Raw genomic sequence first — 16,483 nt, forward strand, 5'->3', positions numbered from 1 at the left:
GCAGAACGACGAGACGAGGTTTGAGATGACCGACAAAAGCGGTGGAAATGTACCGGATTTGAGCGGCAGGCTCGAAGGCGGTGAACATCGTCTGCATCAGCGGGTCTATTATGAGGACACTGATTTTTCGGGCATCGTCTATCACGCCCGCTATCTCCATTTCCTCGAACGCGGCCGGACCGATTACCTGCGCTGCCTCGGCGTCGAACAGAGCACGCTGCATACGATCGACGAGGAGGGCCTCGCCTTTGCCGTGTACCACATGGACCTGAAATTCATCCGGCCGGCGCGCATGGACGACATTCTGGAGATCACGACCAGAACGACGAAGGCGACCGGCGCGCGCATGGTGCTTGCTCAGACCATTTCGGCGAACGGCATAGTGTTGACGACGGCGACCGTCACCGTGGTTGTCATCAACAAGTACGGCCGCGCGCGCCGGTTGCCGGACGACCTTGCGGCGACACTGCTGCTCGAGGCCAGCGGCGGTCAGGCCTGAGCTTGCCGCATCGGGCTTGATAAAACATGAGTATTATGTGAAGGAATTCAGCCATCGCCCTGCGACGGCGTGATCTTTGGCTGTCTCCATGGTTTTCAGGGGCTTTGGCCCTTCTGGTAACCGGGCGTTAACCATGATCATGTTTCATGCGAGCAGCGGGATTTCGGGATTTTTTGCCTAGGTTTCACCACGTTTTTATACGAGATGGAGCTAATATGCGGAAGCTTCGCAATCCCATTGCAAACCGAACACTGTCTCGCAGGCGGCTCTAACCGTACCCGCCCGGTCAACCGGGCCCATATATTCAAGGACTTACGTCACATGGAACAGCTTGGGTTGGAAGCAGCACATGCCGATGTCGGCTTGCTGGCGCTCTTCATGCAGGCCGGCCTGATCGTCAAACTGGTGATGATCGGCCTGATCGCCGCCTCGGTCTGGACGTGGGCGATCGTGATCGAGAAGATCATCGCCTACAACAAGGAACGCCGCGCCTATAACCAGTTCGAGGATGCCTTCTGGTCCGGCACCTCGCTGGAGAAGCTCTATTCGAACCTGTCGGAGCGCAAGACCTCCGGCATGGCCGCGGTGTTCGTCGCCGCCATGCGCGAGTGGAAGAAATCCTTCGAGCGCGGCGCGCGTGCCCCCGTCGGCCTGCAGATGCGCGTGGAAAAATCGATGGATGTCGCCATCCAGCGCGAATCGGAAAAGCTGGAAGCTCGCCTCGGCTTCCTCGCCAGCACCGGCTCGGCTGCGCCCTTTATCGGTCTCTTCGGCACGGTTGTCGGCATCATGACCTCGTTCCAGGCGATCGCCGGTTCGAAATCGACCAATCTCGCTGTTGTCGCTCCCGGCATTGCCGAAGCGCTTCTGGCCACCGCCATCGGTCTCGTCGCCGCCATTCCCGCCGTTGTCGCCTACAACAAGTTTTCCGCTGACAGCGGTAAGCTGGTGGGTCGCATGGAGGGCTTTGCCGACGAATTCGCCGCGATCCTGTCGCGCCAGATCGACGAGAAACTCCAGTCGCGCCCGGCCGCGGAATAATCCGAGGGAGATTGCGATATGGGAATGACCGCAGGAACAAGCGCCACGGGCGGCAGCCGCCGGGGACGAAGACGCGCGCGGCGCGGCCCCGTCAGCGAAATCAACGTGACGCCGCTCGTCGACGTCATGCTCGTGCTTCTGATCATCTTCATGGTCGCCGCGCCGATGATGACCGTCGGCGTGCCGATCGACTTGCCTGAGACGCAGGCGCAGGCGCTCAATTCCGATACCCAGCCGATCACGATTTCCGTCAATCCGGAAGGCCAGATCTATCTGCAGGAAACCGAGATCGGCATCGACGAGGTCGTGCCGAAGCTCGAGGCGATCGCCACCACCGGCTATTCCGAGCGCATCTATGTGCGCGGCGACGCCAATGCCGATTACGGCACGGTGATGCGGGTAATGGCGCGGATTTCGGCGGCGGGTTTCAAGAATATCGGCCTGGTGACCCTGCAGGAACAGGATAGCTGATTTCCCGCCATGACGCGCAGCTTCGCCATTTCCTTCGTTCTGCACTGTCTGGTCATCGGCTGGGCAGTGTTTCTGCTCGGCACGCCGCCCTCCATGGAGGTGGCCGACGTCGATGCCCTGCCGGTGACGCTGATCCCGGTCCAGGACATCACGCAGGTGCAGCAGGGCGATCAGGACGCGGAGCTTGCCGAGATCGCCGCGCCCGTTCCGACCCGGCGTCAGGACCAGGTGGCCGATGCGCAGAATGTCGGCGAAAACGAGATCGACCTGAACAGGGCGGAAGAGGCGACGCCCGACAATGTGGAACAGGAGCAGGCGGCCTTGCCGACGCCTTCGGCTGCGGAAACGCTGGAGCCTGCGCCGCAGGAGGACGTGGCCGAGGCTCCGCCGCCGCCCGTGCCTGAGCCTGCACCGCGCCCCGAGCCCGAACCGGCGCCCGCGCCCGAACCTGCGCCGTCGCAGGAGCCGGCTCCTGCGCCGGAACCCGCGCCCGCGCCCGAGCCGGAGGCCGTCGAGACACCCGAGCCCGAACCCGCGCCAACGCCTGAACCGGCCGAGGCCAGCGCGCCCGAACCCGAACCCGAACCCGCGACCCCGGCCGAGCCGGCCGAGCCGCAACTCGCCTTCCCCGATCAGGCGCCCCTTCCGACGCGCAGGCCTGAGCAACCGGCGCTGCGCGAGACCCGCACGGCTGAAGCCCCGCCGACCGACAGCCAGACCACGGCTTCCACGGAAACGGACGACTTCAACGTCGACGACATCGCCGCGCTGCTGAATCGCACCGAGGCGACCGGCGGCGGAGCGCAACGCGCAGAAACGCCTGCCGCCCTCGGCACGCAGCGGCCCAGCAATTCCGCGCAGCTTTCGCAAAGCGAATTGGACGCGCTGCGCGGCCAGATCCAGCGCAACTGGTCGATCCTTGCCGGGCTTGACGGCGCGGAAGGCGTGCGCATACGCATACACATGAAGCTTGATCCATCCGGTGCGATTGTCGGAACGCCAGAGGTGACGGCGACCGGCGGCAGCGAGAGCGCGCGGCGCATTCTTGCCGGCGGGGCCCGCCGCGCGGTGCTGAAATCCTCGCCCTTTGTCCAACTTCCGCCGGAAAAATATGACGCCTGGAGCGAAGTTATCGTGAACTTCGACCCAAGCCAGATGCTTTAACGGTTAACCGGAGGAACGCGGAGGGACTAAACCCGCCGCAGCAGACCGTCGCACTCAACGCTGAAAGGCCTGACCTGTCATGCTCAAACGCTGTCTCGTATTTCTGTCTGTCGCCTGGGCCGGGCTCGGCCTTATCTTCGTCGCGCCGGCCTATGCGCTGGTCGAGATCGACATCTCGCGCGGCAATGTCCAGCCGCTGCCGATTGCGATCACCGATTTCATTTCGGATGACGGACTTGGCGCGGACATTTCCGGCGTGATCGCCGCGGATCTTCAGCGTTCCGGCCTGTTCAAGCCGGTCGACCGCTCCGCCTTCATCCAGCAGATCAACGATCCGGACCAGACGCCGCGGTTTCAGGACTGGCAACTGATCAGCGCCGAGGCGCTGGTCGTCGGCCGCGTCACCCGCGAGGCGGATGGCCGCCTGCGCTCCGAGTTCCGGCTGTGGGACACCTATGCCGGCCAGCAGATCATCGGCCAGCAGTTCTATACCCAGCCGGACAACTGGCGCCGCGTTGCCCATATCATCGCCGACTCGATCTACCAGGCGCTGACGGGGGAACAGGGCTATTTCGACAGCCGGATCGTCTACGTTTCCGAAAGCGGACCGAAAACCGCCCGCAAGCGCCAGCTCGCGATCATGGACCAGGACGGCTACAATGTCCGCATGCTGACCGACGGCCAGTATATGGTGCTGACGCCGCGCTTCTCGCCGAACCGGCAGGAAGTGACCTACATGTCTTACGAGAACGACCAGCCGCGCGTCTATCTTCTGCAACTGGAGACGGGACAGCGGGAGGTGGTCGGCAACTTCCCCGGCATGACGTTTGCGCCGCGCTTTTCCCCGGATGGCCAGCGCATCATCATGAGCCTGCAACAGGACGGCAACGCCAACATCTACACGATGGACCTGAGGACCCGCGCCACGACCCGGCTGACCAGCACGGCCGCCATCGATACCTCGCCCTCCTATGCGCCCGACGGTAACCAGATCGTGTTCGAAAGCGACCGCGGCGGTCGTCAGCAGCTTTACGTGATGAATGCCGACGGCTCGAACCAGCGCCGAATCTCCTTCGGCGACGGCAGCTATTCGACGCCGGTCTGGTCGCCGCGCGGCGATCTCATCGCCTTTACCAAGCAGTCCGGCGGCAAGTTCTCCATCGGCGTGATGAAGCCGGACGGCAGCGGCGAACGCATCCTGACCACCGGCTTCCACAATGAGGGCCCGACCTGGGCGCCGAACGGCCGCGTGCTGATGTTCTTCCGCCAGAATGCCGGCGAGGGTGGCCCGCACCTTTATTCCATCGACCTGACGGGCTATAACGAACAGCGGATTTCGACGCCTGATTTTGCCTCCGATCCGGCCTGGTCGCCGCTTCTCGAATAGCGGCGCCCGAGTTTTTCGACCTCGCATTCACCCTTTGTTAACGGTGTTTGTTGAGGGGGGATTAACGGCGATTTGATAGGTCATTTCGTCAATGTCGGCAGGTGCGCAAGACGCGATCAGCGCGCGGCCGTCACGGTAGAAAAAAACGCGTATCTGGTCCGACCGAAGGGTGCTGGACTTTTGATTGGAACGCTTGAAGGAGAGCGGTAATGAGCCGAGCCACGCTTGGAGTTGAAGGCCTTTCCAGGAAAAGGGCGATGAGGCCTGCTATCGTCGCGCTGTGCGCGGTCATGGCGCTTGGCCTTGCCGGCTGCGCATCCAAGCAGGACAACCTGCCGGGCAGCGGCCAGGGCATGGCGGGCGCCAATGCGGGCGTCGCCTCTCCGGGCAGCGTCCAGGATTTCGACCTCAATGTCGGCGACACGGTCTATTTCGAGACCGATTCGGCCGCGATCACCCCGATCGCCGCGCAGACGCTCGACAAGCAGGCCCAGTGGCTGCAGCGCTACACCAGCTATGCTATCCGCGTCGAAGGCCATGCCGACGAGCGCGGCACGCGCGAATACAATCTGGCGCTCGGCGCCCGCCGCGCCACGGCCACCAAGAACTACCTCGTCTCGCGCGGCATTCCGGCCAACCGGATTTCGACGATTTCCTACGGCAAGGAGCGCCCCGTCGCCGTCTGCGACAACATCTCCTGCTGGTCGCAGAACCGCCGCACGGTGACCGTATTGCGCGGCGCCGGAAGTTGATCCCGATGTCCCGATGAAGAAAAAAAACCGGCCGCGCGCCGGTTTTTTTGTGTCCGCAGTGCATGAAAACGCGTTTTGATCTAAATATGGCCAGAAACGGCATGTCGGAGAACATGCAGGTCTGTTTTACTGGTTTCAGGGACAGTTTTTGGGAAAAGGATCATGAGAAAAGCAATTTTGTGTCTGCTGGCAGGCTCCGCCGTCCTCGGCATGCAGGCAAGCGCCTCGGCCACCGGCCTGTCGCTTTTTCCGGCAACCGGCGGCGGACAAGGGCAGGTGGTTCAGGTTCAGGCAACCGACCCGGCCATGCGGATCATGCAGCTTGAGGAGCAGGTCAGGAACCTCAACGGCCAGGTCGAGGACCTGAGCTTCCAGCTGCTGCAGATGGAAGAGCGGATCCGCAAATTGCAGGAGGACATGGAATTCCGCCTGCAGGATCTGGAAAGCGGCATGGCCGCGCCGCCTTCATCCGGCAGCGGGCCGGACAATGAAACGGCGTCGATCGACAACCTCCCGCCGATGCCCGACAGCGCCGTGAATGACGCCACCATGCCCGGCGAGGTCTCGCCTGACCTGCCGGAGGGAGCGGAAGGCGGCGGCGATGATGCCGCCTTCTATAACGTCGCCTACAACCTCATCCTTTCGGGTGACTATCAGCAAGCCGAGGATGCCTTCGGCGAATTCGTGCTGAGCTATCCGAATAGTCCGCTCATTCCCGATGCGAGTTTCTGGCTCGGCGAATCGATGCTGGCGCAGCAGAAATTCAACGAGGCCGCCAAGACCTTCCTGAACGCCTACAAGGCCTATGGCACATCCGACAAGGCGCCGGAAATGCTGCTGAAGCTCGGCCAGTCGCTGGCCGGCATGGACAACAAGGACGCCGCCTGCGCCACCTTCGCCGAAGTGCCGACGCGCTATCCCGATGCCGCGCAGGCCGTCCTCGACAAGGCGCGCGCGGAGCTTGCGGCCAACGGATGCTGACGCCGGCGCCCGCCGTCGTCCTTCCGCAGGCCTGCGCGGCAACGGCCGCGGCGCGGGACTTCCTGCTTTCGCTCAAGAAAGACTGTCATCTCCTCGTCGCTGTTTCCGGCGGCGGCGATTCGATCGGCCTGCTGACCGCGCTTGACGAGGCCCGGCGCGCTTCCGGAAGGGAGGATGTCAGGCTTTCGGCCGCGACCGTCGACCATGCCCTGCGCGCAGCGGCAGCCGAAGAGGCTGCCTGGGTCGAAACCTTCTGCGCCGCCCGCGGCATTGCCCACGCGACATTGCGCTGGACGGGCGAGAAGCCCGTGTCCGGCCTGATGGCAGCCGCCCGCGACGCCCGCTACCGGCTGCTCGCCGGAGAGGCGAAGCGTCTCGGCGCGCACGCGATCGCGCTTGCCCATACGATGGAGGATCAGGCCGAGACCCTTGCCATGCGCCGCGCGCGCAACCGGTCCGCTCTTGCGAGCGGCATGGCCGATAGGACGCTGGTCGAGGCCGCGATCTGGGTCGTGCGCCCGTTTCTCCGGGTCCGGCGCGGGACGATCCGCGCGTTTCTCGATGCGCGCGGCCTTTCCTGGATCGAGGACCCGAGCAATGAAGACGCGCGCTTCGAACGCGTGCGCGTTCGCCGCATGGTGCGCGACCGGGTCGAGGCCCTGGCGGGCGAGGCGGAAAGCGCCGCGCGGGCGCGCCGGGCTCTTTCGCAGGAGGCTGCGAGCCTCTTCGCTTCGGCCGCCACGCTCCACGAAGGCATCCTTGCCGAACTCGATGCGCGCCTTCTGACAGACGCGCCGGCGCCGGCGCGCTACCTTCTCAACCTGCTCATTCCCGTTCTCGGCGGCCTGGCCTATGGTCCGGGCGGCGCGGCGCTCGAGCGGGCCATGGCGTTGTGTGCGGGCCCGCACGGCGCACGCATGACGGCCGGACGCTGCCTGCTCGAAAGGCACCGTGACGCGCTGTTCGTCGTGCGCGAGGGGCGGGACCTTGGGCAAAACGAGATCCCGCCGGGCCGGGCCGGAATCTGGGACGGGCGTTTTCGCATTGAAAACCGCTCGTGCGAAACGCTGCACATCGCCCCTGCCGGCGTTGATGCGGCAAGCCCTGGCGAGGAGGCTTTCCTGCCGCGCCGGCTCGCGCGGCTTGCCGGGAAGGTTCGTCCCGCCCTGCCGCCGTTCGAAGACGTTTCCTGTACGCCGTTCCTGGCGCCGTTCGACCGCTTCCTGCCGGGTTTCGAACTTGCGCTCGCCAATGCGATAGCGGCGGCTTTCGCCCGTCCGGCCTATCCCGATCCGGCCCCGGCCTATTTGCGGTGAGAAAATGAATCTTGGGACCGGCTTGTCTTGGCAAGACATGGCACGGACCCTATGTTAGGCGTAATTCAGCGGCATTGTGACGTGCCGGAAATATGATTTCGGGGAGTTTAATGAACCCAAACCTACGCAATATTGCGCTATGGGCGATAATCGCGTTGCTGCTGGTCGCGCTGTTCAGCATGTTCCAGTCGACGCCGTCGCAGAACACCGGCAACCAGGTGGCCTATTCGCAATTCGTATCCAGCGTTGAAGCCGGCAGGGTCAAGGAAGTGACCATTACCGGCAACAACATCACCGGCACCTACACCAGTGGCGGCTCGCCCTTCCACACCTATGCCCCGGTCATCGACGACAACCTGCTCACCAAGCTCGAGAACAACAATGTCGACGTCACGGCCAAGCCGGTCAGCGACGGTTCGGGCGGCATACTGAGCTATGTCGGCACGCTTCTGCCGATGCTGCTGATCCTCGGCGTCTGGCTGTTCTTCATGCGCCAGATGCAGGGCGGATCGCGCGGCGCGATGGGCTTCGGCAAGTCCAAGGCCAAGCTTCTGACGGAAGCCCACGGCCGGGTGACCTTTGACGATGTCGCCGGCGTTGACGAAGCCAAGCAGGACCTCGAGGAGATCGTCGAATTCCTGCGCGACCCGCAGAAGTTCCAGCGTCTCGGCGGCCGCATTCCGCGCGGCGTGCTGCTCGTCGGCCCGCCCGGAACGGGCAAGACGCTGCTGGCGCGTTCGGTGGCAGGCGAGGCCAATGTGCCGTTCTTCACCATTTCCGGTTCCGACTTCGTTGAAATGTTCGTCGGCGTCGGCGCAAGCCGCGTGCGCGACATGTTCGAGCAGGCCAAGAAGAATGCTCCCTGCATCATCTTCATCGACGAGATTGATGCTGTCGGCCGTCATCGCGGCGCCGGTCTCGGCGGCGGCAATGACGAGCGCGAGCAGACGCTGAACCAGCTTCTCGTGGAGATGGACGGCTTCGAGGCGAATGAAGGCGTGATCCTGATCGCCGCGACCAACCGTCCCGACGTTCTCGATCCCGCGCTTCTGCGTCCCGGCCGTTTCGACCGTCAGGTCGTCGTGCCGAACCCGGATATCGTCGGTCGCGAGCGCATCCTCAAGGTCCATGCCCGCAACACGCCGCTGGCGCCGAATGTCGATCTCAAGGTGGTTGCCCGCGGTACCCCGGGCTTTTCCGGCGCAGACCTGATGAACCTCGTCAACGAAGCCGCGCTGATGGCGGCGAGGCGCAACAAGCGTCTGGTCACGATGGCCGAGTTCGAGGACGCCAAGGACAAGATCATGATGGGCGCCGAACGGCGTTCCACCGCGATGACCGAGGCGGAGAAAAAGCTCACGGCCTATCACGAGGCGGGACATGCGATGGTGGCGCTCAAGGTGCCGGTGGCCGATCCCGTCCACAAGGCGACGATCATTCCGCGCGGACGCGCGCTTGGCATGGTGATGCAATTGCCCGAGGGCGACCGCTATTCCATGAGCTACAAGTGGATGATCTCGCGGCTTGCGATCATGATGGGCGGTCGTGTTGCCGAGGAACTCACCTTCGGCAAGGACAACATCACCTCCGGCGCATCCTCCGATATCGAGCAGGCGACCAAGCTTGCCCGGGCGATGGTGACGCAATGGGGCTTTTCTGACGAGCTCGGCCAGGTTTCCTACGGCGAGAACCAGCAGGAGGTCTTCCTCGGGCATTCGGTGTCGCAGTCGAAGAATGTTTCGGAATCGACCGCGCAGAAGATCGATTCCGAGGTGCGACGCCTGATCGACGAGGCCTATGTCGAAGCGACGAAGATCCTCAAGGAGAACCATGACGGCTTCGTCGCGGTTGCCGAGGGTCTGCTCGAATACGAGACGCTCTCCGGCGACGAGATCAAGGCGATCCTGCAGGGCGAGAAGCCCGCCCGCGATCTCGGCGACGACACGCCGCCCTCGCGCGGCTCTGCGGTGCCTTCCATGGGGCCGAAGAAGGACGCTCCTTCCGGCAAGCCTTCGGACGGCAAGGAAGGCGACGGCTTCGAGCCGCAGCCGAACTGAGAAGCTGAACCGCCGGCAGCCCCGGCGGTTTTTCTTATTGCGCATTGAACTCTGACGCAGGAATGCCTGCATCCACGCAATCTCACAGAAGGCGGACGTTCCGCGCTGCACGTTCCGGTAACGTCGTGTTAGCGTTGTTGACGTTATTTTATGTGCCTTGCGGCGGATTTTCTGCCAATAGGACGCTGGAACACGCCCGGCAGAGACATGACGGTTGCCCCCCAGGGCGGCTTTGACGAGGAACGACATGGCACGCAAATATTTCGGAACCGACGGTATTCGGGGACAGTCCAACACCTTCCCGATGACGCCCGATCTCGCCATGCGGGTCGGGATTGCGGTCGGCACGATCTTCCGCCGCAACGATCATGCCCGCCGCGTTGTGATCGGCAAGGACACGCGTCTGTCCGGCTATATGCTGGAAAACGCGCTGGTCGCCGGCTTTACCGCCGCCGGCCTCAATGTCTACCTGCTGGGCCCGATCCCGACGCCGGCCGTCGCCATGCTGACGCGTTCGCTGAGGGCCGATGTCGGCGTCATGATTTCCGCCTCGCACAATCCTTACGCCGACAACGGCATCAAGCTTTTCGGTCCCGACGGCTACAAGATGTCGGACGAGATCGAGGCCCGGATCGAGGCGCTGGTCGATCGTGACGATTTCTATTCCCAGCTTGCCCGTTCCAACGAGATCGGCCGCGCCAGCCGCGTCGAGGGCGACATCTACCGCTATATCGAATTCGTCAAGCGCACGCTTCCCCGGGATGTGACGCTGCACGGTCTGCGCGTCGTCGTCGACTGCGCCAACGGTGCGGCTTACAAGGCGGCGCCGACGGCGCTCTGGGAACTCGGCGCCGACGTGGTGACGATCGGGGCGGAGCCGAACGGCCTCAACATCAACAAGGAATGCGGCTCGACCTATCCGAAGACGCTGCAGGCCAAGGTGCATGAAGTGCGCGCCGATATCGGCATCGCGCTCGATGGCGATGCCGACCGGGTGATCATCGTCGACGAGAAGGGCAACATCATCGACGGCGACCAGCTGATGGCCGTGATTGTCGGCAATCTTGCCGACGACGGCGAGCTCAAGGGCAATGGCCTCGTGGCGACCGTCATGTCCAATCTCGGCCTTGAGCGCCACCTGAACGCCAGGGGGCTGGAACTCGCACGCACCAAGGTGGGCGACCGCTATGTGGTCGAATACATGCGCAAACATGGCCACAATGTCGGCGGCGAACAGTCCGGTCATATCGTGCTCTCCGATTTCGGCACCACCGGCGACGGCCTGGTGGCCGCGCTGCAGATCCTTGCCGCCGTCAAGCGGGCGGACAAGCCGGTGAGCGAGGTCTGCCGCAAGTTCGAGCCGGTGCCCCAGCTTCTGCGCAACGTTCGCATTGCGGCGGGCGCCGTGCCGTTGGAAGACGGCAACGTCAAACAGGCGATTGCCGATGCCGAGGCGGAGCTGAAGGGCCGCGGACGCCTCGTCATCCGTCCGTCAGGCACCGAGCCGCTGATCCGCGTGATGGCGGAGGGCGATGATCCCGCCCAGGTCGAGCGCGTCGTTTCTGGCCTCATCGACGTGATCTCCAACGTGCGCGATGCCGCCTGAGTTTTTCCGAACATCCGGCGTCTCATGACCTCATTGCGGGCAGGGCTCTTTGCCCGCTGCGTTTGCCGTTTCGGGCATTTTCCAAAGCCGCGATGCCCTTCGGCATGTTTTCTTTGATCTCCTGCGCCGGTCCGGCTTTGTCCGGACGAATCTGGCCATATTCCTGTTGCAGCATAACCCGGCGTTGCGGCGCTTTTGGGTTTTTGAGGCAGGAGGACTGGCAGATGTCTGCAGCAGCTTTGATTGTGGTGACCATTCTCGGCTGCGATGACAGCCTGACCCGGTGCCAGTATATCGATACCTCGCCGGATAGCTATGAAAGCGTCGCTCTGTGCGACACCGCGCTGGAGCGCGATCTCAGCCACTTTAAATACTCCGAATATGCGAGCGTCATCGGGGTTTGCCGGTCCGAGGATGAGCCGATTGAAGCGGCGCTCGGCGGCGTTGCCGTGACAGGGATACCCGAAGAGCAGGCAAGGCTTGCTGCCGGACCGCAGCCCGGGAATGACGGCCACGTGCCGGAGCATGGAAACAGGTTGCTGATCCTCGCAGACGGAGCTCTGGACAAGGCCGTTTCCGTTCTGCCCGACAAGGCGCAGGTCCGGGCTGTGCTCCTTGCGCCCGTCGACGCCGTGAAGAATGGCTATGCCTGGACTGTGGGCCGGCTCGGCCTGTAACGCTGGATCATCGGGCGGTTAATCTGAGCCGCCCGATGATCCATCTCTTTGTTTAGGCGAATCGGGTTATCGAAAAACCGGTAACCACTTTTTCGCCCGATACTCCAGAGGATCGCTGTCGCCTCCTTGTCTTCAATCGACTGCGACGCGCCGTGCTGCATTCGCCGCCCAGACCAAAATTGGGACTACCTCTTCTGGTTCGTTGACGCGGAAAAGATTGTCAAACTATTGATTCTACTGGTCCGGGAGGTTGCAGGCACAGCGTCTTCAAGAGCTTCGCCTCGGTAATCGAGACCCATTGGATCGCCTCAATTGCAAGGATGAAGTTTCATGAAAATCTTTTCTTCAAAGGGCAGGAAGTTCATGGCGGCGGCATTGGCTTCCGTTATGTTCTCCGCCTCCGTGGCCGAGGCCTGCACGGGCATCACGCTGACGGCCGAAGACGGCGATGTCGTGCGCGCACGCACGATGGAGTTCAATGTCGATCTCGACGCCTCCGTCATTCTGGTGCCGCGCGGCACGCAACGCACCGGGGAAACGCCGGACGGCGAGAACGGCCTCGGCTGGGATGCGAAATATGCCAGCATCGGCGCCAATCCGATGGGCTTGCCCTATCTTGTCGACGGCGTGAACGAGAAAGGGCTTTCCATGGGCCTTTTCTATTTTGCCCAGGCGGCGGAATACCAGCCCTATAAGCCGGAAGACGCCGGCAAGACAATGGCGTCCTGGCAGCTTGGCTCCTACATTCTCGACAATTTCGCCACGGTCGACGAGGTGAAGGCGGCGCTTTCCGATATCATCGTTGCGCCTGTCATCTTCAAACAGTTCAACATGGTTCTGCCGGTGCACTTCGTCGTCACCGATGCTTCCGGCGAGACGATCGTGATCGAATATGTCGGCGGCACGCTGCAGGTGAGCGACAATCCGCTCGGCACCTTCACCAACAATCCGCCCTTCGACTGGCACATGACCAACCTGCAGAACTACGTCAATCTCGGCGTTGACAATGTGCCGCCGCAAAAGCTCGGCGATGTGACGATTGAGGGGCTTGGCCAGGGCACGGGCCTGCTCGGCATGCCCGGCGATTTCACCTCGCCGTCGCGCTTCGTGCGCGCCGCGATCTATTCGCACGGCGTGGAGGCGAGCGCGACCGGCAATGACGCCATCTTCCAGGCCTTCCACATCCTCAACAATTTCGACATTCCGCGCGGGGTCGCGCGCGAAGAGGAGACAGACGCGCACGGCAACGCGGTTTCCGACTACACGCAGTGGACGTCGGCCGTCGATACCGCCAACAAGCGCTTCTTCTTCCGCACCTACGAAAACAGCGATATCCGTTTTGTCGATCTGATGAAGCAGGATCTGGACGCTTCGGGCATCAAGACCTGGACCATGGACGGCTACGAGACCGCCCACGAACTCGGCGCTCCGGAATAGGCGCATCGAAAAAAACGGAAACGGGCGGTCAGGCGTTGCCCGTTTCCATCTCCGAACGTCGGGCGAAACCGGTACAAATTGCCTTGTTGCGGCTCAAAAGGCACATCTGATCCCGCAGTCATCACCAAGTCATCTTTTCCCTTGCCTATTTTCAACGCCTCCCGTATATCCGGCGGCGGGACACCTCTCCCCAACGAGAGGCTACTATCTGAAAGGGTAGAGATATGACAGAGACGACCAAGCCGGACGTGCGTCCGGCCAATCCCCGCTTTTCTTCCGGCCCCTGTGCGAAGCGTCCCGGTTGGACGCCCGAAGCGTTGAATGACGCTGCCCTTGGCCGTTCCCACCGCGCGAAAATCGGCAAGGCGAAGCTGAAAGAGGCGATCGACCTGACCCGCGAAGTGCTCGACGTTCCGGGCGACTATCGCATCGGCATCGTTCCCGCTTCCGATACCGGCGCCGTCGAGATGGCGCTCTGGTCGCTGCTCGGCGAGCGCGGCGTCGATATGCTCGCGTGGGAATCCTTCGGCGCTGGCTGGGTGACCGATGTGATCAAGCAGCTGAAGCTGAAGGACGCGCGCAAGATCGAAGCGCCCTATGGCCAGCTCCCCGACCTTTCCACTGTCAATTTCGACAATGACGTGGTCTTCACCTGGAACGGCACGACCTCCGGCGTGCGCGTGCCCAATGCCGATTTCATTCCGGCGGACCGCAAGGGCCTGACCATTTGCGACGCCACCTCGGCGGTGTTCGCGCAGAAGGTCGACTTCAACAAGCTCGACGTCGTCACCTTCTCCTGGCAGAAGGTTCTGGGCGGCGAGGGCGGTCACGGCATCCTCATCCTCTCGCCGCGCGCTGTTGAGCGTCTGGAAAACTACACGCCCGCCTGGCCGCTGCCGAAGATCTTCCGCATGACCAAGGGCGGCAAGCTGATCGAAGGCATCTTCGTCGGCGAAACGATCAACACGCCCTCCATGCTCTGCGTCGAGGATTATCTCGATGCGCTGAAATGGGCGAAGACCGTCGGCGGTCTGGACGGGCTGGTTGCCCGCGCCGATGCCAATGCCAAGGTGATCTTCGATTTCGTCGAGAAGAACGACTGGATCGAGAACCTGGCCGAAGACCCGGCGACCCGTTCCAATACGTCGGTCTGCCTGAAGATCGTCGATCCCGACATCGTCAAGCTGGACGATGCGGCGCAGGCCGCCTTTGCCAAGGCGATCGTCTCCGCGCTCGACAAGGAAGGCGTTGCCTACGATATCGGCGCCTATCGCGATGCGCCGTCCGGTCTTCGCATCTGGGCCGGCTCCACGGTGGAAACAGCCGATATGAAAGCCCTGATGGGCTGGCTCGACTGGGCCTTCCAGGCTGAAAAAGCAAAGCTCGCGGCTTAGGCGAGGCGAGAGCTCGCGCCGCCTCCGGTGGGAGGCGCGGGCCAGTCATTCCCGAAAATCGATCTTTTTTGAAGGAGGCCTATCATGGCACCTCGCGTACTCGTATCCGACGCCCTGTCGGAAGCCGCCGTCCAGATCTTCAAGGACCGGGGCATTGATGTCGATTTCCAGCCGAAGCTCGGCAAGGACAAGGAAAAACTGCTCGAGATCATCGGCCAGTATGATGGTCTCGCCATCCGCTCGGCCACCAAGGCGACCGAGAAGCTGATCGAGGCCGCGACCAACCTCAAGGTCATCGGCCGCGCCGGCATCGGCGTCGACAATGTCGATATCCCGGCTGCCTCGCGCCGCGGCATCATCGTCATGAACACGCCGTTCGGCAATTCGATCACGACCGCCGAACATGCGATTTCCCTGATGCTGGCCGTTGCCCGCCAGATCCCGGCTGCCGACACCTCGACCCAGGCCGGCAAGTGGGAGAAGTCGAAATTCATGGGCGTCGAGATCACCGGCAAGACGCTCGGCGTCATCGGCGCCGGCAATATCGGCTCGATCGTCTGCGACCGCGCCATCGGGCTGAAGATGAATGTGATCGCCTATGACCCCTTCCTGTCGCAGGAAAAGGCCGAGAAGATGGGCGTCACCAAGGTCGACCTCGACGAGCTTCTCGCCAAGGCCGACTTCATCACGCTGCACGTTCCGATGACCGACAAGACGCGCGGTATTCTCAATGCCGAGGCGCTGGCGAAGACCAAGAAGGGCGTCCGCATCATCAACTGCGCCCGCGGCGGTCTCGTCGATGAGGCAGCGCTTGCCGAAGCCATCAAGTCCGGTCATGTCGCCGGCGCCGGCTTTGACGTGTTCGAAACCGAGCCTGCAACGGAAAGCCCGCTCTTCGGCCTGGAAAACGTCGTCTGCACGCCGCATCTCGGCGCCTCGACCACGGAAGCCCAGGAAAACGTCGCGCTGCAGGTTGCCGACCAGATGTCGGATTACCTTCTGAAGGGCGCCGTCACCAACGCCATCAACATGCCGTCGATCTCGGCCGACGAGGCGCCCCGCCTGAAGCCGGTGATCAAGCTGGCGGAAGTGCTCGGCGAATTTGCCGGCCAGGTGACGGAAAACCCGATCAAGGAAGTCGAGGTTCTCTACGACGGCAATTTCGCGCAGATGAACACCACGGCGCTTACGAGCGCGCTGCTCGCCGGCCTGCTGCGTCCGCTGGTGGCCGACGTCAACATGGTGTCCGCGCCGATCATGCTGAAGGACAAGGGCATCATCCTGCAGGAGACCCGTCGCGACAAGTCGGGCGTCTATGACGGCTATATCAAGCTGACGATCACGACGGAAAAGCAGACCCGCTCGGTCGCCGGCACGGTGTTCTCCGATGGCAAGCCGCGCTTCATCCAGATCAAGGGCATCAACATGGATGCCGATGTCGGCCGTCACATGGTCTACATCTCCAACACCGACGTGCCCGGCATGATCGGCTTCATGGGGACCACGCTTGGGCAGGCCGGCGTCAACATCGCCAACTTCCAGCTCGGCCGCGACAACCAGGGCGGCGACGCGATCGCGCTTCTCTATGTCGACGAGCAGCCGACGCCGGAGGTTCTCGACAGGCTGCTCGGCCATGAAGCCATCAAGCAGGCAAAGCCGCTGGAATTCTCCGTCGAATAAGGCTTTTCTGAAAGAAAATGC

At 62.9% G+C, this 16,483-nt stretch carries 15 protein-coding genes; 14 read left to right on the forward strand and 1 reads right to left on the reverse strand.

Annotated elements, in window-relative coordinates; all coding sequences use genetic code 11:
- Positions 1-25 precede the first annotated feature (25 nt).
- The 10 genes from ybgC (at position 26) to glmM (ending at position 11,274) form a co-directional block, all read left to right on the forward strand.
- Positions 26-499, forward strand: a complete 474-nt coding sequence (ybgC, locus tag AZF01_RS05190; protein WP_024707291.1) for a tol-pal system-associated acyl-CoA thioesterase — start codon at positions 26-28, stop codon at positions 497-499.
- A gap of 321 nt (positions 500-820) precedes the next feature.
- A complete protein-coding gene (gene tolQ, locus AZF01_RS05195) occupies positions 821-1,540 on the forward strand; it encodes a protein TolQ (protein ID WP_024707292.1) in 720 nt (239 codons plus the stop codon).
- 18 nt (positions 1,541-1,558) lie between these two features.
- On the forward strand, positions 1,559-2,011 hold the full coding sequence (tolR, locus tag AZF01_RS05200) for a protein TolR (RefSeq protein WP_024707293.1): 453 nt from the start codon (positions 1,559-1,561) through the stop codon (positions 2,009-2,011).
- A 9-nt stretch (positions 2,012-2,020) separates the two neighbouring features.
- A complete protein-coding gene (locus AZF01_RS05205; RefSeq protein WP_024707294.1) occupies positions 2,021-3,175 on the forward strand; it encodes a hypothetical protein in 1,155 nt (384 codons plus the stop codon).
- Positions 3,176-3,254: 79 nt separating this feature from the next.
- On the forward strand, positions 3,255-4,562 hold the full coding sequence (gene tolB / locus AZF01_RS05210; RefSeq protein ID WP_024707295.1) for a Tol-Pal system beta propeller repeat protein TolB: 1,308 nt from the start codon (positions 3,255-3,257) through the stop codon (positions 4,560-4,562).
- Between the two features lie 209 nt (positions 4,563-4,771).
- Positions 4,772-5,314, forward strand: a complete 543-nt coding sequence (pal, locus tag AZF01_RS05215; protein WP_024707296.1) for a peptidoglycan-associated lipoprotein Pal — start codon at positions 4,772-4,774, stop codon at positions 5,312-5,314.
- A gap of 162 nt (positions 5,315-5,476) precedes the next feature.
- Entirely contained in the window at positions 5,477-6,295 is an 819-nt protein-coding gene (gene ybgF, locus AZF01_RS05220) for a tol-pal system protein YbgF (protein ID WP_036236507.1), read from the forward strand.
- Complete coding sequence (gene tilS / locus AZF01_RS05225; RefSeq protein WP_024707298.1) at positions 6,289-7,611, forward strand: tRNA lysidine(34) synthetase TilS; 1,323 nt, start codon at positions 6,289-6,291, stop codon at positions 7,609-7,611. Before ybgF ends, tilS begins: the two co-directional genes overlap by 7 nt.
- A gap of 110 nt (positions 7,612-7,721) precedes the next feature.
- On the forward strand, positions 7,722-9,668 hold the full coding sequence (ftsH, locus tag AZF01_RS05230; protein ID WP_024707299.1) for an ATP-dependent zinc metalloprotease FtsH: 1,947 nt from the start codon (positions 7,722-7,724) through the stop codon (positions 9,666-9,668).
- Between the two features lie 247 nt (positions 9,669-9,915).
- Positions 9,916-11,274 carry a phosphoglucosamine mutase gene (glmM, locus tag AZF01_RS05235; RefSeq protein WP_061449641.1) on the forward strand — a complete coding sequence of 453 codons (1,359 nt, stop codon included), beginning with the start codon at positions 9,916-9,918 and terminating at the stop codon, positions 11,272-11,274.
- A gap of 22 nt (positions 11,275-11,296) precedes the next feature.
- Here the strand turns inward: glmM and AZF01_RS23840 are convergent, their stop codons facing one another.
- The gene (locus tag AZF01_RS23840) at positions 11,297-11,530 is read right to left on the reverse strand and encodes a hypothetical protein (RefSeq protein WP_152534649.1); all 234 of its coding nucleotides are present in this window, start codon (positions 11,528-11,530) and stop codon (positions 11,297-11,299) included.
- Here AZF01_RS23840 and AZF01_RS05240 point away from each other — a divergent pair.
- The 4 genes from AZF01_RS05240 (at position 11,499) to serA (ending at position 16,462) form a co-directional block, all read left to right on the forward strand.
- The gene (locus tag AZF01_RS05240) at positions 11,499-11,951 is read left to right on the forward strand and encodes a hypothetical protein (RefSeq protein WP_024710091.1); all 453 of its coding nucleotides are present in this window, start codon (positions 11,499-11,501) and stop codon (positions 11,949-11,951) included. The two genes, AZF01_RS23840 and AZF01_RS05240, sit on opposite strands and share 32 nt — an antisense overlap.
- A 330-nt stretch (positions 11,952-12,281) precedes the next feature.
- Positions 12,282-13,388, forward strand: coding sequence for a linear amide C-N hydrolase (locus tag AZF01_RS05250; protein ID WP_024710093.1), 1,107 nt, complete (start codon positions 12,282-12,284; stop codon positions 13,386-13,388).
- A gap of 224 nt (positions 13,389-13,612) precedes the next feature.
- The gene (locus tag AZF01_RS05255) at positions 13,613-14,782 is read left to right on the forward strand and encodes a phosphoserine transaminase (protein ID WP_024710094.1); all 1,170 of its coding nucleotides are present in this window, start codon (positions 13,613-13,615) and stop codon (positions 14,780-14,782) included.
- Between the two features lie 84 nt (positions 14,783-14,866).
- Positions 14,867-16,462 (forward strand): phosphoglycerate dehydrogenase, encoded by a 1,596-nt coding sequence (gene serA / locus AZF01_RS05260; protein ID WP_024710095.1) that lies wholly within the window; start codon positions 14,867-14,869, stop codon positions 16,460-16,462.
- Positions 16,463-16,483: the final 21 nt, after the last annotated feature.

The sequence above is a fragment of the Martelella sp. AD-3 genome, assembly GCF_001578105.1.
In the GTDB taxonomy this organism is placed as follows: Bacteria; Pseudomonadota; Alphaproteobacteria; order Rhizobiales; family Rhizobiaceae; genus Martelella.

What these genes read in the sequence shown, in the direction of transcription:
- glmM (WP_061449641.1), top strand. Translation starts at nt 9,916, where the DNA reads ATGGCACGCAAATATTTCGGAACCGACGGTATTCGGGGACAGTCCAAC.
- AZF01_RS05205 (WP_024707294.1), top strand. Translation starts at nt 2,021, where the DNA reads ATGACGCGCAGCTTCGCCATTTCCTTCGTTCTGCACTGTCTGGTCATC.
- ftsH (WP_024707299.1), top strand. Translation starts at nt 7,722, where the DNA reads ATGAACCCAAACCTACGCAATATTGCGCTATGGGCGATAATCGCGTTG.
- AZF01_RS23840 (WP_152534649.1), bottom strand. Translation starts at nt 11,530, where the DNA reads ATGGTCACCACAATCAAAGCTGCTGCAGACATCTGCCAGTCCTCCTGC.
- AZF01_RS05255 (WP_024710094.1), top strand. Translation starts at nt 13,613, where the DNA reads ATGACAGAGACGACCAAGCCGGACGTGCGTCCGGCCAATCCCCGCTTT.
- AZF01_RS05240 (WP_024710091.1), top strand. Translation starts at nt 11,499, where the DNA reads ATGTCTGCAGCAGCTTTGATTGTGGTGACCATTCTCGGCTGCGATGAC.
- serA (WP_024710095.1), top strand. Translation starts at nt 14,867, where the DNA reads ATGGCACCTCGCGTACTCGTATCCGACGCCCTGTCGGAAGCCGCCGTC.
- tolB (WP_024707295.1), top strand. Translation starts at nt 3,255, where the DNA reads ATGCTCAAACGCTGTCTCGTATTTCTGTCTGTCGCCTGGGCCGGGCTC.
- pal (WP_024707296.1), top strand. Translation starts at nt 4,772, where the DNA reads ATGAGCCGAGCCACGCTTGGAGTTGAAGGCCTTTCCAGGAAAAGGGCG.
- ybgC (WP_024707291.1), top strand. Translation starts at nt 26, where the DNA reads ATGACCGACAAAAGCGGTGGAAATGTACCGGATTTGAGCGGCAGGCTC.
- tolR (WP_024707293.1), top strand. Translation starts at nt 1,559, where the DNA reads ATGGGAATGACCGCAGGAACAAGCGCCACGGGCGGCAGCCGCCGGGGA.
- tolQ (WP_024707292.1), top strand. Translation starts at nt 821, where the DNA reads ATGGAACAGCTTGGGTTGGAAGCAGCACATGCCGATGTCGGCTTGCTG.
- tilS (WP_024707298.1), top strand. Translation starts at nt 6,289, where the DNA reads ATGCTGACGCCGGCGCCCGCCGTCGTCCTTCCGCAGGCCTGCGCGGCA.
- ybgF (WP_036236507.1), top strand. Translation starts at nt 5,477, where the DNA reads ATGAGAAAAGCAATTTTGTGTCTGCTGGCAGGCTCCGCCGTCCTCGGC.
- AZF01_RS05250 (WP_024710093.1), top strand. Translation starts at nt 12,282, where the DNA reads ATGAAAATCTTTTCTTCAAAGGGCAGGAAGTTCATGGCGGCGGCATTG.